This is a genomic window from Rhodococcus sp. no. 34 (assembly GCF_054589475.1).
Map to the genome: position 1 here is coordinate 1 of NZ_BAAILK010000024.1, position 17960 is coordinate 17960.

Sequence of the window (17960 nt, forward strand, 5' to 3'; positions counted from 1 at the left end):
GTGGTGCCGACGGTGATTCGGTGGAGTTCTTCGACGGTGCCACCAAGATCGGTGCGGGCGCGCTCGGTAATGGTGTTGCAACACTTGCCTGGACACCGGCTGACGTCCGAACCCACAGCGTGACGGCCAAGTATCTCGGTAATGCAAAGGTGGCGACCTCCACGTCGTCGGCTGTCGACGTCGTAGTGTCCGAAGCGGACAAGAGCACTGCAACCGCGATCACCGGTCCCGCAAGTGCAGTTGCAGGTGAGTCCGTGACCGTCGAGGCTACGGTGTCGCCCACTCCGGCGGGTGGCACGGTGCAGTTCAAGGACGGTGCAACCGACCTCGGCGGCGCCGTTCCCGTCGATGCCAACGGCAAGGCTTCGCTGACGAATTCCTATGCAGTCGGAGCGCATTCGATCGTGGCGGTGTACTCCGGTTCCGGTGTCTACCAGACTTCGACGTCGGCGCCACATGCGTTGACAGTCGCTCCGGTGGTGGTCGAGGAGAACACAACGACTACCCTCGTCGGCCCGTCGACCGCTTCGACCGGAGAGACATTGTCGTTCACTGCCTCGGTCTCGACCGGTGTTGCAGGTGGCACCGTGCAGTTCAAGGAAAGTGGCAGGGATCTGGGCTCCCCGATTCCCGTGGACGCAACCGGAAAAGCGACAACCACGCCGATCTTCAACGTGGCGGGTGAGTACAGCATCACCGCAGTGTTCTCGGGTTCGGGTAACTACCTGGGCTCGACATCGAACGCCCAGACCGTGAACGTCAAGGCGCCGGCTCCCACCGACCAGCAGACCCAGACGGTCTTGACCGTTCCGGCGGATGCAAAAACCGGTACGGCAGTTGGTCTGTCCGTAACCGTCACGCCGACGCCGGTTGGCGGCACAGTGCAGTTCAAGGACGGCTCGGGCAATCTCGGCTCACCGGTGCCGGTCGTCGAGGGCAAGGCGTCGATCATGCACGAGTTCGCGAGCGTCGGTACGCACGACATCACGGCCGTCTACTCGGGTGCAACAGGATTCCTCACCTCTACCTCGGCTGCTCAGTCGGTTTCGGTCACGGCTCCGGCCGCGGAGGATCAGGAAACGTCCGTCACCGTGAGCGCTCCGGCGTCAGCGGTCAAGGGCGCGAAGGTCGATCTTGTTGCGGCAGTGGTACCTACGCTCAGCGCAGGAACGGTCCAGTTCATGGACGGAACCACCCCGATCGGTGGACCGGTTGCCGTGGTGAACGGTAAGGCCACGCTCTCGCACACCTTCACTGAACTCGGAGATCGCCGAATCACCGCGGTGTTCAGTGGAACTGACGGCTATCTCGGTTCCGAGACCCAGGCCGCAGTCACCGTCAAGGTAACGGCAGCGTCCGACGGCGGCGATCCCGGCAACGGCGGCAGTTCGACCGGTTCACTGGGAAGCCTGGAAAACATCTTCGGGTCCTAGCCCGACGCCTGCACACGGACGCCCCGCCGCGGAGAACACCTCCGCGGCGGGGCGTTTCCCGTCTGTGAGTTCAGGGATTCGGCGCTACGACGTGCCAGGGCACGGTCAGGATGCAGTCACGAAGACGTCGCCGCGCGGGTTGCACGGGAATTCCTTGCGCCCGAAGAATTTCCAATGCGGCGGCCCAACGATGGCGAGGTCCGAACGAGGCGTGCGGCGCGGCGGTGGCCCAGGCTCGATCGGCCGCGCTGAGCAACGCGTGGATCGGCTCACCGGGAACGTTGCGGTGGATGAGAGCCTTCGGGAGACGTTCCGCGATGTCGGAAGGACGCTCGATGTCGAAGGGGTCCCAGGCCAGTGTCAGGGTCAATGGACGATCAGCGTCGAGAAGCACCCAAGCGCAACGCCTTCCGAGTTCGTCGCAGGTTCCGTCGAGTAGCAGCCCGCCCGGTGCGAGACCGGACTGAATGTGTGACCACGCAGAGTCCACAGCCTCCTCCGGGTACTGCCGGAGCACGTTGAAGGCGCGTACGAAGACGGGTGTGAGACCGGCAAGTTCGAATCCACCACGGGCGAAGCTGACACCGTCACGACTCTCGACCACGCGGGCGGGGTCGATCTCGAGCCCGATGACGCGTCGATCCCGCCGGACAGCGGTGAGGCGGCTTGCCATCTCGAAGGTGGTGTCGGGCCTCGCCCCGTACCCGAGGTCGACGATCAACGGATCGGTCGCGTTGTTCAGGGCGTGCGCGATAGTGCGGTTGTGCACGATCCACCGGTCACTACGTCGCAGTCTGTTGATCCCCGTCGTGCCACGGGTGATGACCCCCTCGATCTTCGGGGGTGGAGCCTTCTTCACGCCGGCTTCAGCGTGCGGCGAGCCAGGTCGCCGTGACCTGAGCTTCGGTGCGGAACAGATCTACGAGGTTGATGAGCATCAGTTGCTCCAACTTCGCGCCGATGAACGGTATGAAGACCTTGGCCTCGGACGTGGTTCGCAGCGTGGACCCGGTATCGGTCGCGAACAACTCCATGGTGCCGGACAAACTCCCCGGCCCGGCCGGGATGGACGCTTCGTACGTTCCGGTCACGGTGTCACCGAAGGCGCCGTACGACTCCTTACGAGTGATGACCAGATCCTTCTTCATCACCGTCTGAGCAATGTCCGGCAAATCGGTGCGCGGGAGAATGTGGTGCAGCACGAGATCGATTCCGGAATCGGTGACCTCGAAATGTTCCACATGGTTCTCGGAATGCTTGCGCATCTCCTCGACACGGGCCTCCCAGTACGAGCGGTCCGCCAGTGCCGCATAGACCTGCTCGGGGGAGTGCTGATAGCGGGCGGAGTAGTCGATGCGGCGAGCCATGATCGGAAAGAATACCTGTTACGCGCTGTGACAAGCCAAATTGGCTGTATCCACAACCATCGCCGCCCGCAGGATTTTACTTCGTGATCCACTCCCGGGTGAAGTCCTGTTCGGCCTGGATGAGCCGGACAACCTCGTCGACAATCGCACTTTCGATCTTTCCGCCGAGGAACGGGATCTTGACCTCGACCTCACCGTCGATCTCGAGAGTGGCGGAGTTCTCGTCACCTGTCAGCACCTGCGTGCCCTCGACACGGGCGGGAACGCCGTCGACGTGGGCGGAGAAGGTGCCGGTGGCCTTGCCATCCTTGAAAGGCGCCATCGTTTCACTGCGCTTGATGACGATGTCGCCGTTGACGACTTTCGACACCATGCTGGGGAGGTGCTCTGCGGCAATGATCTGCGACATCGTGACCGCGACGGTCTCGTCGCGAACGGTCAGCTCTTCGATCGCCGCGCCGGGACCACCGACAGCGACGATTCGGTCGCGCCAGTACTGCTCGGAGGTCACCGCCTCATGGACCTTCTCGGCGGGGACTGTGTACTTCGACGAATGCTCGATGCGACGGCTCACGATTGTGGAGGCTACCGTTTATCGATGTGTGGGACGTAACCATTGGCAGACGCGTCGTGGAATCAGGCGCTTTCGTATCCGAGAACGTTGACTTGTCAGGATTGACGACGCTCCGAATCGGGGGACCGGCGCGGCTGCTCGCCGAATGCCCGACGACGCAGTCGTTGATCGACGTCGTGACGCTGCTCGATCGCGAGCAGATCCCGACGCTGATTCTCGCCGGCGGATCCAATCTCGTGATCTCCGACTCGGGATTCGACGGAGTTGTCGTTCGTGTGGCCAACACCACCGTGAGCCTCGACACGGACCGCGTCGTTGCCGAAGCGGGCGCGGTGTGGGACGAAGTAGTCGGCCAATCCGTCGCCGCGGAACTGGGTGGCCTCGAGTGCCTGTCCGGGATTCCGGGCTCGACCGGTGCGACGCCGGTGCAGAACGTCGGCGCGTACGGCGTCGAGGTGGGCTCGCGACTCCGGCGAGTTCAACTGCTCGACCGACGCAATGGCGAAGTGTCGTGGGTCGAACCGTCGAAACTCGACTTGGGTTACCGGTCGAGCGTCCTCAAGCATTCGGACGCAGCACTGGTTCTCGCCGTCGAATTCGACGCGTCGACCGATGGACTGAGTGCCCCGCTCGCGTACCGCGAACTGTTCACCGCGCTGGGGGCAGAAGAAGGCGAGCGGTTACCTGCGTCGCAGGTCCGCGAGGCAGTTCTGGGACTTCGGACGGGTAAGGCGATGGTGCTCGATCCGTACGACCACGACACCTGGAGCGCGGGTTCCTTCTTCACCAACCCCGTGGTGCCGGACGACAAGCTGCCCGCTGTGCTCGGAGTAATCGCCGAACAGCTCGGGGACGTCACCGTGCCGCAGTTCCCGGGCAGTGGTGGAACCAAGCTCTCGGCCGGATGGTTGATCGAACGGGCCGGATTCTCCAAGGGTTATCCCGGTGAAGATGCACCGGCCAGGCTGTCGACCAAACACACCTTGGCGTTGACCAACAGAGGGTCTGCAACGAGTGCGGATGTGGTCTCGCTCGCGCGGACAGTGCGCGACGGCGTCGAAGCCGCGTTCGGTGTCCACCTGGAACCGGAACCGGTAACTGTGGGCTGCACCGTCTGATTCCTGACAGAGCCCGCAGGTAGCCTGTTGAAGTGCATGAGCTGGGTGGTAGGAGAAGTCGTTCGCGTCTTGTTGCGTTGGTAGCTGTATTGCTCGCTGTGATGGTGGCCGTCGTCGGCTGCACGATCGGCGGCAAGGACGGACAGGGCGGCGCGGCGGCCGCCGAACCAGCACCGGTGGCGACCGTGGTGTCGACGCCGGCGCCCGGCACCAAAGATGTCAGCCCGGTCGCCCCCGTCTCGGTAGCCGTGACCCAGGGAACGCTGTCCGACGTCAACCTCAGCAACGCAGCCGGTAAAGCCGTCGCCGGACAACTGTCGCCCGACAAGACATCGTTCACCGTCAGTGAGGCACTCGGCTACGGCACCACGTATTCGTGGTCAGGCTCGGCAACCGGAACCGACGGTAAATCCGTGCCAGTCCAAGGGAGCTTTACGACGGTTGCCCCGGAGTCGACCACCGGCGCCACCCTCAACATCGCCGACGGCCAAGAAGTTGGTATCGCGGCACCGATCACGTTGCAGTTCGACAACTCCGTCGTCGACAAGGCGGCCGTCGAGAAGGCGCTTGTCGTGACCACCGTGCCGCCCACCGCCGGATCGTGGGCTTGGCTGGCCGACGACAACGGCGGATCGCGGGCCCATTGGCGTCCGGCCGATTACTGGGTGCCGGGCACGACTGTCCATCTGGACGCCAAGCTCTACGGCTTGAACTACGGCGGTGGCGCCTTCGGCGACCAGGATCTCACGCTCGACTTCACGATCGGTCGTAGCCAGATCGTGAAGGCGAATGCGCCGAGCCACCGCATGCAGGTGGTGCGCGACGGTCAGACGATCATGGACATTCCCGTCAGCTACGGCGAGGGAAACGAACCTCGCAACGTCACGCGCAGCGGCATTCACATGGTGACGGAGAAGTACGAAGACTTCATGATGTCCAATCCGCCGTTCTACGAGAACGTGCGTGAGCGTTGGGCGGTGCGCATCTCCAACAACGGCGAATTCATCCACGCCAATCCTGAGACCACCGGGGTGCAGGGCTCGTCGAACGTCACGAACGGTTGCATCAACCTGTCGACATCCGACGCGCAGGAATACTTCGGAACGGCCCTCTACGGTGACCCCGTCGAGGTGACCGGCACGTCGATCGACCTGTCTCCTGCGGACGGCGACATCTACGACTGGGCAATCGATCTGCCGACCTGGAAGTCGATGTCGGCACTGCCGTAACTCTGTACTGCGGTAAATCCGTGGATGAGGGAACCGTCCGGGCTCTGCTTGCGTCTGTACAGGTAAGTGCTGTCGGCTCGGGGGAGTCCGACGGGGGTTTTCGACTTCAGGGGGACAGCGGTGGGCATTCCATTTCTGGAAGACGTGCTGGGAAGAATCTCCGATGCGACGCAGGCCGTGCCTCCCGGCGTGGCGGCATTGCCAGTTGTCGGCACTCCCATCGCGAGCGCAATCGCTACATCTGCTCTGGTGCAATCCATAACCGACGACCGCGGCGCGTTCGACGACGAGATGGCTGCTGCGACCGTCGACGCCGATGTGGAGCGCGCACGAGCCTGGGGTGAGCGCGATGCCCTCACCGCTCAGACGTCGTCGCTCGAGTACAGCGAACACGCAATCGTGGACGACGATCCGTTCGATGCGATGTCGCACTCCGAAATCTTCGACCACGTCAACGAGATGAATCCGGCAACCCTGAGCGCGATCGGTGAGGCTTGGAAGGCCATTGCAGGCCGGGTCGAAGCCGGCATCGGGAAGTTCCAGAACGACGTGAACGGTGCGATCACCGAAGGCTGGCAGGGGCGCGGCGGCTCGGCTGCGCTGGAAGCAGTGCTGGCCTACTCGGCTGATGCGGGTGAGCTGAAGGTGCGGGTCGATCTGATCTCGAACAAGATCGAGGAGGCGAAGATCGCACTCGACGAGGCAAAACGCTCGATTCCGGCACCCGACGGCGCCTCGACGGTCGAGAGGTTTCTCAGCATGGTTCCCGGGGCTACATGGAAGCAGGCCCAATACGAAGCGGAAGAAGCCGAACGTCAAGCGCGCCAGGTGATGAAGGACGTGTATCTGCCGTCCATGAAGCGTGCGGACGATCAGGTGCCGATCCTCCCGGCCGCATTCAATCCGGTCACCGGCGGTGGAGGGGCTGGAAGTGGCGGGGCTGGAAGTGGCGGTGCATTCGGTGGTGGTGGTGCCGACGGCGGGAACTTTTCGGGTCCAGGAAACGGGCTCGGCACGCCATCTACATCGGGTGGCGGAGTCGGTGGGGGAGCGGACGGTGGAAACTCCGGCGGTGCAAACCCGGCCGGAGACGGTTCCGGTCAGAATCCATCCGGCACCGATTCCGGAAATGGTGACAACCGTAGCGGCGTTGATGCCCAAGGGAATCCGAACGTCGATGCAGTTCGATCCGGAACCGATTCCGACCCGGCCGGGACCACGGCGGCACATGCCGGCCCACTGCCGGCCGGTGCAGCGCCAGGTGGCCTGGCAGGTGCAACTCCGAATGGCGCTCAGCTTGGTTCCGGAACGCCGTCAGGCCTGGTAGGTAGCGGTTCGGGTGGTGGTCCTGCTGGTGGAATCGGTACCGGAGGCTTCGGGCCAGGCGGAACCGGAGTCGGAGCCCTCGGCCCTGGCGGCACCGGTGGCCTCGCCAATGGCGGGCGTGGGGGCGTCAACGGAACTGGCGGTACCTCGGCGACGGGCGCGCAGAGCGGTCGGGGCGCGACGGGTGGCGTCGGCGGCATGGCACCGGGACGAGGGCAAGGGCAAGACGAAGACAACGTTCACGACACCCCCGGCTACCTCGTCACCGTCGAGAACGGCAATGCCCTGGTCGGCGACCTACCGATGGTCTCCCCGGCGGTGCTGGGCGAATGACCACCATGCAGTGGCAGTTCACCGGCCTCGAATTCCAGATTCTCTGGGAAGCGGTCGGACGTGACAGACTCCCGTACCCGCTGCGGTTTCGTCCGACGGCCGAAACCATGAACGAGCTGACAGAAGAGCGACGTCGAGCGGGAGCACACCTGGCTTGGTTGCTCGACGATCGGCTGCATCACGTTCTCGGTGCTCTTGCGAATCCTGATGCTCGCGTGGAGGTTTCCGGTTTTCACGGGCAGAACATGAGTACGGTGACGCGATTGCACGGCGTTGTTGCCGGCGACCTGGGGGTGCTCCTGACTCAACTGCCCGGCAGGACTGTCGACTGTGGCTCCGACGTGGTTTTCACCGTGGTACGCCCATCGGCAATTCCACGGATGCTCGTCGATCAACTGCCGACCTGCCCCGCTGGATCGGAGCGTGGTGTGAGCATCGAAAGGCCGAAAACTTCCGGTAGAGCGAGCTTTCTGAGCAGTGCTGCCGGTGCGCGCGGGAGCGAGGAAGTGAGCAGATTCTTCGGCCGAGAGCGGACCTCGATAGGTGAAGTCACCACATACCCGGGAGGAGCGGTGGACAGCAGACCGACAGACGACGGAATAACGTTCCACTGGTACGACTATGCCGGAGATGGTCGGTACATCGTCACCGCTGGTGAAACCGTAAGTGCCCGTAGCGCTTCCACGGAAATGACGGAGGCCGAGATTGCACGCAATCTCGGCCTCGTCCTGCACCGGGTGATTCGCACTGGTTAGTCAGAACGATTCGAACTAGCTGGTGGTGCGGTGGAACCGACCGGGGCTTGCCTGATCCCTCGGCTTGACGATGATCTGATCGAGGTTCACATGTGACGGCCGCGACGCGACAAAACCGATGATCTCGGCGATGTCCTGCGCCACCAACGGTGTGATTCCCTCGTACACCTTGTCGGCCTTGTCCTGATCGCCCTCGAACCGGACGAGTGAGAACTCCGTCTCGACGGCTCCCGGCGCGATTTCGGTCAGTCGAACGGGCTTGCCCAACAGTTCACCACGCAATGTCCGATGAAGGACGGCTTGAGCGTGCTTGGCGGTGGTGTAGCCCGAGCCGTTGTCGTATGCCTCCAGCGCGGCCACCGAGGTGATGGTCACGACCAGACCGTCACCCGAATCGATCAGCTTGGGCAGCAGTGCCTTCGTCACACGCAACGTGCCCAGAACATTGGTCTCCCACATCCACCGCCAGTCGTCCAGATCGGCGTCCAGGACTGTTGCCAGACCCTTTGCACCACCCGCGTTGTTGACCAACACGTCGACACGTGGGACCACGGCCGCAAACGCGTCGACGGAATCCTCGTCGGTGACGTCGAGTTCGAGAGCGGTACCACCGATTTCCTCGGCGATCTTCTCGAGACGATCGACGCGGCGAGCACCGATCACGACGTGGAATCCCTGAGCTGCCAGGGTGCGGGCGGTGGCCTCACCGATTCCGGAGCTGGCTCCGGTGACTACGGCGATGCGGGCATCGGAAGAAATGGTCATGATGCAATCGTAGGGCTAGTCGGCGGCATACTCTGCTTCCCTTTCGATGGATTCGATGTGACGACGCGGTACTTGTATCCGGCCGGGTGTGTAGGTGACGGCGCGCAGCGCGCCGCTGTACCGGAAGGGACCATGGCGTCGTCGTACCTCCCACGACACAGGTCCCCTGGCGTCGACACCGACCGAGATGCCGGTCCACGGCGCCATTCCCACCAGTTGTACTTGCTCGAGCAGCTGGCCCGCGTGAATGCCGTCGACGCTGACGTGGAGATCCCAACGCAACCGCGGTACCACCGTCACCGACAGCTCGATGCGTTCGGTGCCGAGCGCCAGCGGTCCGGCGTCGACAACGGAGTAGGAACCGAACGCGTTGTACCCGAGATGCAGATGCCCGTCCTCGACGTAGAGAAGGTACCCACCCTGCGGATCGCCATGGGCGACAAGGACACCGGCGTCACCTTCGCGGTAACCGTCGAGTTCGACCGTGATGTCGAAGTCGCGGAACCCGATCAGCTTGGATGAGCGGTAGCGCTCCAGCGGGGGCGTTCCGGCAAGTAGTCGCACCGGGCGTGAGAGTGCTCCTTCCTCCGGACGGCGAACCGCGCCGACGGTATTGCCGAGTAGAGGAAACACGGTGTTCGCCCACGCCGAGTGGTCCCAGGCCTCGGCGAGTTCGCGAACCTTGTCGGGAAACCGTGATGCCAGGTCGTCGAGCTCGGTCGGGTCGGTGCGGACGTCGAACAACTGCCAGTGTGGTTTGTCTATGTCCGCTGGGGTGAGAGCCAGCAGTTTCCAGCCGTCCTTGTAGTAGCCACGGTTGCCGGTCATCTCGGTGTACTGCTCGGTGTGAGTGCTCGGAGCGGCAGACGAACGCAGAACGGGCGCGGAAGACACCCCGTCGAACTCTTTCACCGGGAGCCCGTTTCGCACACTGGGTGCGTCGATTCCGGCCAGTTCGAGCAGCGTGGGGGTCAGGTCGGTGACGTACGCGAACTGGTCGCGAATCCCGTTGTCGTCTGCTCCGGGTTTCAATCCAGCGGGCCAGGACAGGAGAAAAGGAACACGGATCCCGCCGGCAAAGGATTGCCCTTTGTAGAACCGGAACGGGGTGTTGGACGTCTGTCCCCATCCACGTGGATAGTGGACGCCCAATTCAGGGCCGCCGATGAGGGATTCGTCGTGGGGGACATCGCCCACCCAGTCCGGATCCTGAATATGCGCGAACTGTGCGAAGTAGCTTCGGGTTCCGTCCGAACCGCCCTCGGCGGTGCCGCCGTTGTCGGAGGTGAAGACGATGATCGTGTTGTCGAGCTCGCCGAGTTCGTCCAGGGTGTCGACGATGCGTCCGACGCTCTGATCGATCGAGTCGACCATCGCCGCGTACACCTCCATGTAGCGGGCGAACCTGGACTGCACTTCCGGCGTGAGTGAATCCCATTCGGGGACGTCGAAGCCGGGTTCGGAGTTTCGCGGTGCTTGCTGCGTACCTTCCGGAAAGAGGCCTTGCACGAGCTGAGAGGCGAACCGCGACTCGCGGATTCGATCCCACCCTTCGTCGTAGCGGCCGCGGTATTTTTCCTGGTCGGCAGGCTTGGCCTGCAACGGTCCGTGCATGGCGACGTGTGCGAAGTAGAGGAAGAACGGCTTGTCCTGATCGTGGGCGCGGAGGTCCTTGATGTACCCGACCGCTTTGTCGGTCAGATCGTCGGTGAGGTAGTAGCCCTCGGGGTACTCGTCCACGTCGACCACAGAATTGTCGGAGATCAGTTGATTGGGATAGTAGAAGGAGTTGAGGCCTTCGAGTGAGCCGTAGTAGCGATCGAAACCGCGCTGCGTCGGCCAGGAGTCACGACTTCGTCCCGGGGCCAGGTTGGCGTCGCGTACGAGGTGCCACTTGCCGACGGCATAGGTCGCATAGCCCGCGCCGCGGAGGATTTCGGGGAGTGTCTGGACGTCGTCGGCCAATTCCAGACGCAGTCCGGGGTAGCCCGGATCGGCGTTGGCAACAAAGCCGTACCCGGCGCGGTGCGGATTCAGGCCGGTGAGAAGAGCTGCGCGCGACGGCGAGCAGAGGGGCGTCGTGTGATAGTTGGTCATCCGAATGCCCTGCGCGGCAAGGCGGTCGAGGGTGGGAGTCTCGATCTCGGAGCCGAACGGCCCGATGTCGCTGTACCCCATGTCGTCGATCAGAACCACGACGATGTTGGGTGATCCGGGAATCGGGGTCGTGGAGGTGGGCCACGACGGGGTCGAATCGGCTGCGGTGCGGCCGATTCGACCCTCGAAGCCTTCGTATCCGCGGGCGTGCGGAGGAGGGGCGGAATCCGGTGAAGTCATGGGAGAGTCGAGGCGCCTTCGATGATCGAGTATTCGGAAGCGTCGCCGGCGATGCTGCGGCTTCGTTCCCCGTGGATGTTGACCGGGATGTCGCCGGCAAGAGTGATGCGCTCCAGACGCCGGTACTGATCGTCGTAGTCGGCGATCGCGTAGTGCTGGGTGGCGCGGTTGTCCCAGATCGCGACATCACCCGCTTCCCAGTTCCACCGCGTCGTGTACTCGAGCTTGATGGCGTGATCCTGCAAGAGCTTGAATACACCGTTCGACTGTTCGGTGCTCAACCCGACGAAGTTCTTGACAAAATGTCCGAGGACGAGCGTGCGTTCTCCGGTTTCGGGGTGGACCCGCACCACCGGGTGTTCCGTCTCGAAGTACGTGGACTGGAACTCCTCGCGGTAGGCGGCCGTGCGATCTTCGGTGAGCCGCTCGGCGCTGGTTGCCGCATAGTCGTAGACGTTCGTGTGGCGAGCCCAGAGGTTCTCCGCGAGCGCCTTGAGCGGATCCGGCAGTCCGTTGTAGGCGGCTACCCCTGACGCCCACGTCGTGGAACCGCCGTATTCGGGTAGCTGCACCGCGCGCAGGATCGAAGCCTTGGGGATGCGGTCGACGAAGGTGACGTCGGTGTGCCAGCTGTTGGCCTTGCCCAGGTCCGAGTCGATGGGCAGAACTTTTGCGCCGTGCGACTTCACGGTGGGGTGGGCAGTAGTCGGGGTACCCAGCAGATGGGCGAACTCGTACTGCGAATCGTTGTCGAGGTGGTCTTGCCCGCGAAAGAAGATCACCTTGTGTTCGAGAAGTGCTTGCCGGATGAGGGAAATCGTCGCCGGGTCGAGATGCCCGCCGAGAGTGATTCCGTCGATTCGGGCGCCGATATGCGCGCCGAGGGTGGTGACAGTGCCGCGAGCGGCGTCAACGGCCGCTCCGTTCGTTGATACCGAATTCGTGAGGGTCGGCTTGGCGAAAGCTGTAGACATGGTGCACCTTTCGTGGGGAGTGTGCCCACCCAAACACGCGAGATTTCGCCCCGACAGGGTTGCGTTCAGTGTGATCGTTACCGCACCTGATTTGTGAATCTCGGTGAAGCTGCTACTTTTGGAGCCATGTCGACCGACCAGCCTGCCGCTTTGCGGGTCACCTATGTGACCGCTGCGCTTGGTTCGCGTCTGCCTCTGGCGCGAGAGCTGTGTTGTCGCCGCCGTTCTTTCTGCAGCTAATTTCTGCGCCTTTTCTGTCTATTTCTTCGTGTGACCAGTGGAAACACTGATTTCTCGGTCGACAGAGATATGCGCCTTCTCCTCCTTCTGCAAGGGACAGCCATGTCGACACCCACAATCTCCGCCATTCCGAACATCCGATCGCGAACCGCGCTCTCGGGAACCCGGACCCGTACCCAGATAGTTGCGCCCGAACTACGCATCGCCGACGGTCCGTCCGCGACTGTGTTGCGCATTGCTCGATCCCGTGGGCCGCTCTCACGTGACACTGCGGCAAAGGCATCAGGGCTGAGCATCGCCACCGTGAACCGGCAGGTCACGAGCCTGCTGGACCTCGGGATCCTGCGCGAACGCGCGGACCTGACGGCCTCCGGAGCAATCGGGCGTCCGCGAGTTCCGTTCGAGGTCAACCACGAGCCTTATCTGACAGTCGGCATCCACATCGGTGCCGTCGTCACCAGCATCATTGCCAGCGACATTCGAGGAAAGGTGCTCGGCGCCGTCGAGATTCCGACGCCTGCCACCAATTCTGCTGTCGCGCTTGCCACCATTGCGCGCTCGGCCAAATCCTTTGCCTCGCGGTGGCACAAGCGTCGTCCGCTCGCCGTCGGCGTGGCCATCGGCGGTCGCGTCGATTCAGCGACCGGAGTCGTCGATCACCCGCGTCTGGGATGGAAGGGCGCCAAGGTCGGGTCCATCATCGGAGCCGGCTTGGATCTCCCTGTATCGGTAGCCGCCCACGTCGAGGCGATGGCCGCGTCGGAACTTCTGCTCAGCACCGATCGTGCCGAAGCCCCGACGCCGGGCACTACCGGCTTGTACTTCTACGCTCGTGAAACTGCCGGCATCGCAATCACTTTCGAGGGGCGAGTGCACACGCCGTCCAGCGGACCCGGTTCGATCGCGCACCTCCCCACCGGTTCGTCCGCACGGTGCACCTGCGGAGCCGTGGGTTGCCTTGAAGCGACGATCAGTGACCGCGCCGTAGTCGCGCAGGCTTTGTCTTCGGGCGCCGTGATCCAGGGCAGCGAGCGTGTCACGATCGCGGAAGTCTACCGGGCAGCGTCGTCGGGTTCCATTCCGGCACACGAGCTTCTGGTTGATCGAGCACGCGTCCTCGGCCGGACAGTGGCGATGCTGCGTGACCTGTTCAACCCGGATCGTGTGATTCTGGGTGGTCAGGCATTCACCGACTATCCGGCCGGGGTGCCCCATGTCGCCGAGGCTTTCTCGACGGCATCCTCCTTGGAGCGTAAGGACATTCGAATTACCGGTTTCGGCAATCGGGTTCAGGAATACGCTTCCACGGTCGTGTCACTGAGCTCACTGTTTGCTGATCCCGCTGCGGCTATGCGCCGCGCGTCGGCCGTCTGACTGCGAAGAGGGTAGTCAGAGTTCCGGTCGATCCAAGACTCGCAACCAAGATCCGTCGGGCTGGCGGCGCGCGACCTGCGTGCGCCCGCCGGTTCCGTCGGAAGGTTTGGTCGAGGTCATGGCCAGGTCGCCGCTGATCACCGTCGGTAGAGATTCCTCGACGGTGAATCTCGGTGCAGCTGCCAGCATCTGAGAGATCACCTCGCGGATGGCTTGGCGGCCCACGGTGAGGGACCCGGGCGGGAAGGCCATCACCGCATCCTCCTCGTAAAGTGCGGCGACGGCGTCTGCGTCACCAGCGTTGGCGAACTGCACGAAAAGCTTCGCGATGTCTTCCGGGGTTCCGGCCTTCTGAACGTCATCTGTTGTTGTCATGCTTCCATCGTTCTACCGCACCGGCGATAAGTCCAAGATCTAGTTTGTCTCGCAGCTAGAATTAGCAGTTATGGAACTTCGGCAACTCGAGTACTTTGTCGCTGTCGTTGAGGAAGCTAATTTCACTCGCGCCGCCGAGCGGCTTCACGTAGCCCAGCCGGGTGTGAGTGCGCAGGTCAAAAGGCTGGAACGTGAGCTGGGGCAGGAATTGCTCGACCGTAGTGGTCGAACCGTTCGTCTGACCGACGCCGGGCGAGCTGTCCTCCCACACGCCTACGCTGCACTTGCTTCCGTTCAGAGCACCCGCGACGCTGTCGATGCCCTGAACGGACTTGTTCGCGGCTCCGTTTCGGTCGGGATGGTCACCGCCTGTGCCTCCGCCGATCTGACCGATCTGCTCAGTCGGTTGCACACCAGACACCCCGGCCTGGACATCTCGCTGTCCGAGGACGATTCGCGCAGTCTGCTCGCCGGAGTGTCGGACGGAACCTTCGACATAGCCGTCATCGGGGTGGCGGGAGAGCTGCCGGAAGGGCTCGAATCGAGGGTGATCACCGACGAACGACTGGTGGCCGGAGTGGCAACGGATCATCCGCTGGCCGAGTTGTCGTCTCTACCGTTTGCCGAGCTCGCCACGCGATCGGTCATCTGTCTGCCGGAGGGAACCGGTATCAGGACGTGTCTGAACTTCGCGTGCGCCGCGGCCGGCACCACGCCGACGGTTGCGCTCGAGGCAAGCAACCTCGGCATCATCGTTTCATTGGCAGCGCAGGGGCTGGGAATGGCCGTGCTTCCCGAGTCGGCAGTGGGGGAGTTGCATCGGATCGATCTCGAACCGGAGGCGCGATCTCGGCTGGAATTGGTCTGGCGTTCGTCGGGCGGCAAGAATCCTGCGGCCTCCGCTCTCATCGATCTTGCGAGAGCTGTTCCCGCCGAGTGAGTTCGGCCTGTGCCCGATCCAATCCGCCGTGCTCGAGAGCAGCCAACCTCGACCTGTCCTTCCAGACGATGGTGCCGCGTCGCCGGACGATGACCGACATCGTTCCACCGAGATGCTCGAGCGCTCCTGGCACGTTTCGACGCTCGGCAGGTATCGGAACAGGAAGTATGTGTGCGTCGGCGATGGGTGCGGTCCCGTCGATGTCGACGCTCCACTTCCGGCTGTAACCCCGAAGCGTCCAGCGATCGTCGGACACCGTCGTCTCCACCTGTGACGTCAGAGGATTACCCAGCCGCAACACCGTTCCGTCCGGTAGCGCGGCAACGACGGCGGTGACTTCGGTGCGCAGAGGTCCGGCGCTGACCTGTCCGCCGGCAAACGCCACGCAGGCTCGAGGATCGGTGAACCCCTGTGCCTGTCCCCACCACCAGGATTCCGGGAATCCTCCCTTTCCCCAGTTCTTCTCGCCGTACACCTGCGCTCCGGTGAGATCCCAGCTCTGTCCGTCGATGACGGCGCTTCCCTCGACCCGGCCGCCGAGCAGCCACGGATGCCAGTACTGATTGAGTGCGGGAACTGATTGGAAGTAACTCGACCCCCCGAAGCGGCGGTGCGGCCAGAATCGCTGATTACTGATGCGTACGTCGAGATGACTGTCGCCGAAATCGACCTGGAGTCGATCGGCATTGCCGCGGAAAGCGTTGTCGGCGTAGGCCCCCAGGATACGGGGATCGGCGGATCCATTCGGATGCTCAGCAGTGCGGAGGAATCCGCCTGGGTGTGCCGCGAGACCGAGCGTCGACCAGCTGCCGCCGTCGGCCTTGTTGATTCCGGCGAGCGCGATCACCACCCGTCCGCTGTCTGGCATCGTGAATCGCCAGAAGTAACCCTCCATCGCAACGTCATGGGAGGCAAGCAGATTGCCGTACGGCAGGGTGGCACCCGAGGCGCGGTACGCGGGAAGCTTCACGGTCCCAGTACTGCCTGTGATGCGGTGACCTGAGCGACGAGGCGGCCCTCGTCGTCGCGGATCTCGGTCACCACCGCGACGGTGCTGCGCCCCGCGTGCAGTGGCCGGGCGGTGGCGGTGACCGTGCCCTTGCGCACGCCGCGAGTGAAGACGGTCGACGAACTGGTGGTGGACGTACTTGCGCCGGGCGGCAGATTGAGGAATGCACAGACGGCGCCGACGCTGTCTGCCAGCGTCATCAAGGCGCCGCCGTGCATTCCGTTGCCGGCGGTGGTGCGGTGGCTGTCCCAATCCAGATGGCCGACAACCTGTTCGGGTGCCGCGCTGTCCAACTGAATTCCGGTGTGAACTGCAAAAGGCATGCTCGCGACAAGTTGTTCGAGGTCCATGCCTACCGATGTTAACGAGCCGCCGAAACCTCCGTCGGGACTTCGGTTTATCGAGGGCGGTGACTCACAGGGGCAGGGCGGTTTCCGACAGCCCTTCCGGCGCGTTGCGACGACGGAACCACTCGGTGCCGAATGCCGCGGCGAGCTGCTCCGTCGGCATTTCGAGGAACGGGCCGAAATCGCCGACCTGCGTTGCGTGCGCGTACATGGCCGCGCGCTTGGACGAGATCACCGAACTGACGTCGACCGCGGTGGTGAGTTGGTCAGCCGGAAGCCCGAACGATTCGATGTCCGGCGGCTGCGCCTCCTCGGTCCACTCGGGGTTGGCCTGCATCAGCATCTTCATGTGATCGCGGTTGGTGGACGCCTCGTAGACGAACGGCGTGCCCGCGAGTTCTGCAGCACGAACGCCGACGTGGTGGACCTGGATGTGATCCGGGTGGCCGTATCCGCCGTTGGGGTCGTAGATGGTCAGGACATCGGCGTTCTCTTCACGAAGAACCTCGGCCAGACGCTCGGCGGCCTTCTCGACGTCGACGTTGCAGAACGCTTCCGGATTCTCGTTCTCGGGCGTACCCACCATCCCCGAATCCGGGTAGTGCAGGGACACGACGCGACTGGCACCCAACGCGTCGGTGGACGCCTCGAGCTCACGGCTGCGGCGCTGAGCCAACGTCTCGTATTCGTCCAACAGTCCGTCGGGGAATTCACCGAGAGCACCGTCGGTAGCGGTGACGACTACGACGCGGTGACCTGCGTCGGCGGCCATTCTCATCACGCCGCCCGTGGTGAAAACTTCGTCATCGGGATGGGCGTGGAAACACACCAGGACACTCATTCGCGCAATCGTAAGGCAAGTTACCGACAGGTCAACCCGAGCGCACAGTGAAAACGATTTGTCGAGTCGGCCTCGGCTCTGTGAACCTTGTTCAGTGCACGAGAAGCTGACATGAGCGAATCCACCAACAAAGGCCTGCTGAGCGCCTACCGCGAGATCTTTGCCGCCCCCGGATCGGTCGCCTTCTCGGCCGCCGGATTTGTCGCAAGGCTGCCGATCGCCATGATCGGTATCGGAATCGTGACGATGATCTCGCAACTTCGTGGTGACTACGCGCTCGCCGGCGCGCTCGCCGCGGTTTTTGCGCTCTCGTCGGCGATCATCGCGCCCGCGGTCTCGCGTGCGGTCGACCGCTTCGGACAGCGAGCGGTCCTGCCGATTGCCGCAGCCGTGAGCGTCACCGCGATCGGGGCGCTCCTGCTCGCAGTCCGGATGGAAGCTCCCGACTGGCTGCTGTTCGTTCTGGTCGTCCCCGGCGGCGCCACTCCGACGATCGGCGCGATGATTCGCGCCAGGTGGGTGGCGATCTATGTCGGAAAACCTCAGCTGCGCACCGCCTTCGCCTTCGAATCGGTGGTGGACGAGCTCTGCTTCGTGGCGGGCCCGGTCATATCGGTAGGTCT

At 63.5% G+C, this 17960-nt stretch carries 18 protein-coding genes; 8 read left to right on the forward strand and 10 right to left on the reverse strand.

Annotated features, from left to right (window positions below; translation table 11 throughout):
• Nucleotides 1-1433: Ig-like domain-containing protein (locus tag ACYP01_RS07855; protein WP_459679268.1), on the forward strand; the 1433-nt coding region annotated here is incomplete at its 5' end.
• Between the two features lie 70 nt (nucleotides 1434-1503).
• On the opposite strand, the gene ACYP01_RS07860 is transcribed toward ACYP01_RS07855, so the two are convergent.
• The 3 genes from ACYP01_RS07860 to ACYP01_RS07870 form a co-directional block, all read right to left on the reverse strand.
• Entirely contained in the window at nucleotides 1504-2292 is a 789-nt protein-coding gene (locus tag ACYP01_RS07860; protein WP_003941937.1) for a hypothetical protein, read from the reverse strand.
• A gap of 7 nt (nucleotides 2293-2299) precedes the next feature.
• Nucleotides 2300-2800: a DUF2505 domain-containing protein gene (locus ACYP01_RS07865; protein WP_007735352.1), complete on the reverse strand. Its 501-nt coding sequence runs from the start codon at nucleotides 2798-2800 to the stop codon at nucleotides 2300-2302.
• Between the two features lie 76 nt (nucleotides 2801-2876).
• On the reverse strand, nucleotides 2877-3374 hold the full coding sequence (locus ACYP01_RS07870) for a DUF2505 domain-containing protein (protein ID WP_054826635.1): 498 nt from the start codon (nucleotides 3372-3374) through the stop codon (nucleotides 2877-2879).
• Between the two features lie 26 nt (nucleotides 3375-3400).
• Here ACYP01_RS07870 and ACYP01_RS07875 point away from each other — a divergent pair, with 26 nt between their 5' ends.
• From ACYP01_RS07875 to ACYP01_RS07890, 4 genes are all read left to right on the forward strand, one after another.
• Nucleotides 3401-4492, forward strand: coding sequence for a UDP-N-acetylmuramate dehydrogenase (locus tag ACYP01_RS07875; RefSeq protein WP_459679272.1), 1092 nt, complete (start codon nucleotides 3401-3403; stop codon nucleotides 4490-4492).
• A gap of 32 nt (nucleotides 4493-4524) precedes the next feature.
• Nucleotides 4525-5721 (forward strand): L,D-transpeptidase, encoded by a 1197-nt coding sequence (locus ACYP01_RS07880; protein WP_039973478.1) that lies wholly within the window; start codon nucleotides 4525-4527, stop codon nucleotides 5719-5721.
• A 120-nt stretch (nucleotides 5722-5841) separates the two neighbouring features.
• Nucleotides 5842-7380 carry a hypothetical protein gene (locus ACYP01_RS07885; RefSeq protein WP_459679276.1) on the forward strand — a complete coding sequence of 513 codons (1539 nt, stop codon included), beginning with the start codon at nucleotides 5842-5844 and terminating at the stop codon, nucleotides 7378-7380.
• Nucleotides 7377-8135 (forward strand): ESX secretion-associated protein EspG, encoded by a 759-nt coding sequence (locus ACYP01_RS07890; RefSeq protein WP_459679278.1) that lies wholly within the window; start codon nucleotides 7377-7379, stop codon nucleotides 8133-8135. Before ACYP01_RS07885 ends, ACYP01_RS07890 begins: the two co-directional genes overlap by 4 nt.
• A gap of 15 nt (nucleotides 8136-8150) precedes the next feature.
• Here the strand turns inward: ACYP01_RS07890 and ACYP01_RS07895 are convergent, their stop codons facing one another.
• The 3 genes from ACYP01_RS07895 to ACYP01_RS07905 are packed head-to-tail and all read right to left on the reverse strand — an operon-like array spanning nucleotide 8151 to nucleotide 12211.
• Complete coding sequence (locus ACYP01_RS07895) at nucleotides 8151-8900, reverse strand: SDR family NAD(P)-dependent oxidoreductase (protein ID WP_003942076.1); 750 nt, start codon at nucleotides 8898-8900, stop codon at nucleotides 8151-8153.
• Between the two features lie 15 nt (nucleotides 8901-8915).
• Nucleotides 8916-11237, reverse strand: a complete 2322-nt coding sequence (locus ACYP01_RS07900) for an arylsulfatase (protein WP_459679280.1) — start codon at nucleotides 11235-11237, stop codon at nucleotides 8916-8918.
• Nucleotides 11234-12211, reverse strand: coding sequence for a TauD/TfdA dioxygenase family protein (locus ACYP01_RS07905; RefSeq protein ID WP_003942011.1), 978 nt, complete (start codon nucleotides 12209-12211; stop codon nucleotides 11234-11236). The genes ACYP01_RS07900 and ACYP01_RS07905 overlap by 4 nt, the downstream gene beginning before the upstream one ends.
• Nucleotides 12212-12553: 342 nt before the next feature.
• On the opposite strand from ACYP01_RS07905, the gene ACYP01_RS07910 reads away from it, so the two are divergent.
• Nucleotides 12554-13825, forward strand: a complete 1272-nt coding sequence (locus ACYP01_RS07910; protein WP_459679283.1) for an ROK family protein — start codon at nucleotides 12554-12556, stop codon at nucleotides 13823-13825.
• A gap of 15 nt (nucleotides 13826-13840) precedes the next feature.
• On the opposite strand, the gene ACYP01_RS07915 is transcribed toward ACYP01_RS07910, so the two are convergent.
• Entirely contained in the window at nucleotides 13841-14200 is a 360-nt protein-coding gene (locus ACYP01_RS07915; RefSeq protein WP_054187841.1) for a YybH family protein, read from the reverse strand.
• 70 nt (nucleotides 14201-14270) lie between these two features.
• Between ACYP01_RS07915 and ACYP01_RS07920 the strand changes: the two genes are divergently transcribed.
• Nucleotides 14271-15140 carry a LysR family transcriptional regulator gene (locus ACYP01_RS07920; protein ID WP_459679285.1) on the forward strand — a complete coding sequence of 290 codons (870 nt, stop codon included), beginning with the start codon at nucleotides 14271-14273 and terminating at the stop codon, nucleotides 15138-15140.
• Here the strand turns inward: ACYP01_RS07920 and ACYP01_RS07925 are convergent.
• The 3 genes from ACYP01_RS07925 to ACYP01_RS07935 all read right to left on the reverse strand — a co-directional run bounded on the left by ACYP01_RS07925 (nucleotide 15106) and on the right by ACYP01_RS07935 (nucleotide 17337).
• On the reverse strand, nucleotides 15106-16110 hold the full coding sequence (locus ACYP01_RS07925; RefSeq protein ID WP_007735336.1) for a tocopherol cyclase family protein: 1005 nt from the start codon (nucleotides 16108-16110) through the stop codon (nucleotides 15106-15108). The two genes, ACYP01_RS07920 and ACYP01_RS07925, sit on opposite strands and share 35 nt — an antisense overlap.
• On the reverse strand, nucleotides 16107-16499 hold the full coding sequence (locus ACYP01_RS07930) for a PaaI family thioesterase (protein ID WP_003942017.1): 393 nt from the start codon (nucleotides 16497-16499) through the stop codon (nucleotides 16107-16109). The genes ACYP01_RS07925 and ACYP01_RS07930 overlap by 4 nt, the downstream gene beginning before the upstream one ends.
• Before the next feature lie 64 nt (nucleotides 16500-16563).
• The gene (locus ACYP01_RS07935; protein ID WP_003942001.1) at nucleotides 16564-17337 is read right to left on the reverse strand and encodes a PIG-L family deacetylase; all 774 of its coding nucleotides are present in this window, start codon (nucleotides 17335-17337) and stop codon (nucleotides 16564-16566) included.
• A 111-nt stretch (nucleotides 17338-17448) separates the two neighbouring features.
• Between ACYP01_RS07935 and ACYP01_RS07940 the strand changes: the two genes are divergently transcribed.
• On the forward strand, nucleotides 17449-17960 hold a 512-nt coding region (locus ACYP01_RS07940; protein ID WP_459679288.1), incomplete at its 3' end, for an MFS transporter.